This is a genomic window from Actinoplanes sp. NPDC021490 (assembly GCF_055562135.1).
Window position 1 is genome coordinate 329,167 of sequence record NZ_JBVHFW010000005.1, and the last position, 3,343, is coordinate 332,509.

Annotated in this window: 4 protein-coding genes; all 4 read right to left on the minus strand. The window is 70.9% G+C overall.

Annotated features, from left to right (window positions below; genetic code table 11):
- Positions 1-524: 524 nt before the first annotated feature.
- Positions 525-1,328: a S1 family peptidase gene (locus ACZ3I4_RS16400; RefSeq protein ID WP_465382747.1), complete on the minus strand. Its 804-nt coding sequence runs from the start codon at positions 1,326-1,328 to the stop codon at positions 525-527.
- 118 nt (positions 1,329-1,446) lie between these two features.
- Positions 1,447-1,986 carry a hypothetical protein gene (locus ACZ3I4_RS16405; RefSeq protein WP_465382748.1) on the minus strand — a complete coding sequence of 180 codons (540 nt, stop codon included), beginning with the start codon at positions 1,984-1,986 and terminating at the stop codon, positions 1,447-1,449.
- Positions 1,987-1,999: 13 nt separating this feature from the next.
- The gene (locus ACZ3I4_RS16410) at positions 2,000-2,578 is read right to left on the minus strand and encodes a DNA-3-methyladenine glycosylase I (RefSeq protein WP_465383014.1); all 579 of its coding nucleotides are present in this window, start codon (positions 2,576-2,578) and stop codon (positions 2,000-2,002) included.
- A gap of 109 nt (positions 2,579-2,687) precedes the next feature.
- Positions 2,688-3,185, minus strand: a complete 498-nt coding sequence (locus ACZ3I4_RS16415) for an SRPBCC family protein (RefSeq protein WP_465382749.1) — start codon at positions 3,183-3,185, stop codon at positions 2,688-2,690.
- Positions 3,186-3,343 lie beyond the last annotated feature (158 nt).

Consider the following 3,343-nt stretch of genomic DNA (forward strand, 5'->3'; position numbering starts at 1 on the left):
GCGCGAGTCCACGGGGTTGTAGTGAGCTGACGGGGGCGCGCTCACCGTGATTGTCACGGGTGTACGGGGTTTGCAAATTTGGTTTGGTCGGCTGAGCCTAATTGTCGCCGCTCCGCGACTCCGAGAATTTCGCCCCGGGAGGCCGATGAGTTGGGCACCAAAAATGGCCTCGCTTCGCTAACCATTTTTGGCGCCCAACTCATCGACGGGCGAAATTCGACTTTGGTTGCGGTTAACCCCGCTAGGGCGACGGAATGCCGTGAGCGATCCGTAGCGGGAACGCTGTCGTGCAGCGCTCCCAGCCCAGCGCAGCCCGCCAGCCCAACGTCCCAGGCCCAGCGCCCCAAGCGCCAGCCCGCCAGCGCAGCGGCCCAGCCCAACGCTCCAAGCCCCAACAGCCCCAAGCCAGCCCGCCAGCGCAGCGGCCCAAGCCCAAGCCCAACCCGCCAGCGCAGCGCCCCAAGCCCCCAGCCCAGCGGCCCCGGCGCAGGGGCTGGGCGGGGGCCGCGGGGTGAGGGCGGGGGTTAGCTTCCTAGGGTTGTGGCTGCTGTGCGGATTGCTGAGGAGAAGTAGCTGACCTGGGTGTAGACGCCTGGCTTGTTGGGGCGGGCGCAACCGTCGCCCCAGCTGACGATGCCTACCTGGATCCAGGCGTTGGAAGCGTCGCGGCGGAACATGGGGCCGCCCGAGTCGCCCTGGCACGTGTCTACGCCGCCGGCGGCGTAGCCGGCACAGATTTCCTCGGCTGCGATTACCTGGCCTCGGTACATCGAGGAAGAGTTGCAAGTGGTGTCGCTGACGAACGGGACCGTGGCCTTCAGCTGGTAGCGCTGCTGGGCGCCGCCCTCACGGTTGGCGCCCCAACCGGCGATCGTGAAAGTGCCCGAGTCGTACGCCGTCGTCGTGGCGATCGGCAGGGTGGCCAACGTCGTCACGGGGCTGGACAGGCGGATGAAAGCCCAGTCGTCGCCGTTGCCGTTGTAGCCGGGCGCGCGGTAGACGTAGTTCGAAGTGCGGGTGATCCGGCTGCTCGCCTGCAGGTCGACGTTGCCGAGCGTGGCCGTGATCGAGGTGTTGGCGCCGGTGCGGCTCACGCAGTGCGCGGCCGTGAGCACCAGGCTTGGGCTGTAAAGCGCGCCGCCGCAGCCCATCGACAGACGGACCATCCACGGGAACTCACCCTGCGTGGCCCGGCTGCCGCCGACCACCGATGGGCTGGCGACCCCGTCGCCGGGCGGCGCGGTCGGCGCCGCCTCGGCGGTCGTGCCCCACGCCGCCACCGTGAGCGCAGCCACCGCCGTGCTCACGAGAATCCGCCACTTGACCATTCGGTCCTCCCCACCACGAGCGCGCCCGGTAGGACGCGATTGGGAAGGAGCGTAGGCATTGACATCTATGTATGTGACGATCCCAAAACCGTCATACCGCCGGCATCGGACGAGTCAGCTAGTCCTCGTCTTCGTCTTCCTCTTCGGGGTCCTGGTTGGCTTCCTCGCCGAGCACGAAGGCCTGCATGGCGAGCTCGTCGCCGGAGGGCCAGACGTAGGTCGGCAGCTCGACCGGGCCCAGCTCGAGCACGTGCGACCAGAACTGCCGCACCGCCTCGGCCGGTGTGACCGCCTCGATCGGCAGCGCGACGCTGACCAGCCAGGTCTTCTTGTCACCGGCGGGCGCGACCCGGCCGACCGCGGCGGCCAGCCGGCGGAACAGCTCGGGATCGACCGGGGCGATCCGGACATCGTCGTCGAGGCCCAGCTCGGCCGCGGGCACCGGCGCGTCGAAAGCGCGCCGCACGTAGGCCAGGACCAGCTCGTCGCCGTGGCCCACCGCCTGCGTCAGCGCCACCACGTCACCGTCCGCGACCAGCAGCACCTCGTCGTCGGGGCCGACCGGACCCGCGCCACCCGACACCGTCACCGTGTCGTGGTGGAACAGCCGCTCGGTCGCCCACCTCTCCGCCGGAATGATCACCGCCCACTGAGCCATACGGTCCATCTCATCACGTGGCGGGGACGGCATCGATCGGCGGGACCCAGCAGCCGGCCAGATGGTCATCGACCATGCCCGTCGCCTGCATCAACGCATAAGCCGTGGTCGGGCCGACGAACCGGAAGCCGCGCTTCTTGAGATCCTTGGCCATCGCCTTGGACTCGGGCGTCGTGGCCGGCACGTCGGCCCGGGTCGCCGGGCGGGGCGGGCGGCGCTCCGGCGCGTAGGACCAGAGCAGGGCGTCGAGGCCGTCGGGCAGGTCGGCGGCCACCCGCGCGTTGGTCAGCGCGGCGTCGATCTTCATGCGGTTGCGGACGATGCCGGTGTCGGCCATCAGGCGGGCGGCGTCGGCGTCGGAGAAGGCGGCGACCTTTTCGATCGAGAAGCCGGCGAACGCGGCCCGGAAGGCCGGCCGTTTGCGCAGGATCGTGATCCAGGACAGGCCGGACTGGAAGGCCTCGAGGGTCATCCGCTCGAAGAGGGCGTCGTCGCCGCGCACGACCTGGCCCCACTCGGCGTCGTGATAGGGCACGTAGTCGGGGGTGCTGCCACCCCAGAAGCAGCGGGCCCGGCCGTCGTCGCCGATCACGAGGCCCGCCTCGAGCAGGCCGGCCGGGGCCACACCGGGCTGCGGGGCCCCGAACGCCGAGGTGTCTGTCATGGCGAACACCGTAGAGCCGCCGTACGACAAAAAGCGGTCAGGGCAGTTTGCCCTGCTCAATCAGCCGGCCGAACTTCTTGAGCGCGCCGGTGAAGCCCAGCTTGGACCCCGGCCAGAGCACCGGCCAGGCCAGCTTGCCGATCGGGCCGACCGGCAGGTGGAACCACTCGTGCAGCACGACCTGGGTGCGGTCGCCGGACATGGCCGTGCAGCGCATCGAGCCGGGCCCGCGCAGCACCTTGCCGCAGTGCACGACCCGGACCTCGTACGGCGGATTGACCTTGACCACCCGCAGCTCGTCGCGCAGCGCCGCCGGGCCGAGCGCGGTGACCGCCTCGACCAGGCTGCCCTCGCCGCCGTCACCCTCGACCACCCGGACCTTGGTGAACGGGATCCAGTCGGACTGCTTCTCCCAGTTGAGGAAGGCCGCGAAGACGCGCTGGGCGGGCGCGTTGACGATGACCGTGGCGGTCACCTCGCCGGAGCCGGGGCGGGCGGCGTCACCCAGCCCGTCGACGGGTTCGGCCGCGCTCACTTGGTCTCGGCCGGCTCGGTGCGGGCCGCCACCGCGGCGTCGTCGGGCACGGCCGGCGGCTCGGGGGCCGAGGAGGGGGCCGAGGAGGGGGCCGAGGAGGGGGCCGAGGAGGGGGCCGAGGAGGGGGCCGAGGAGGGGGCCGAGGAGGGGGCCGAGGA

Bases quoted from the DNA above. Each gene is read 5' to 3' on its own strand.
- ACZ3I4_RS16400 (WP_465382747.1), bottom strand. From the start codon at position 1,328: ATGGTCAAGTGGCGGATTCTCGTGAGCACGGCGGTGGCTGCGCTCACG.
- ACZ3I4_RS16405 (WP_465382748.1), bottom strand. From the start codon at position 1,986: ATGGCTCAGTGGGCGGTGATCATTCCGGCGGAGAGGTGGGCGACCGAG.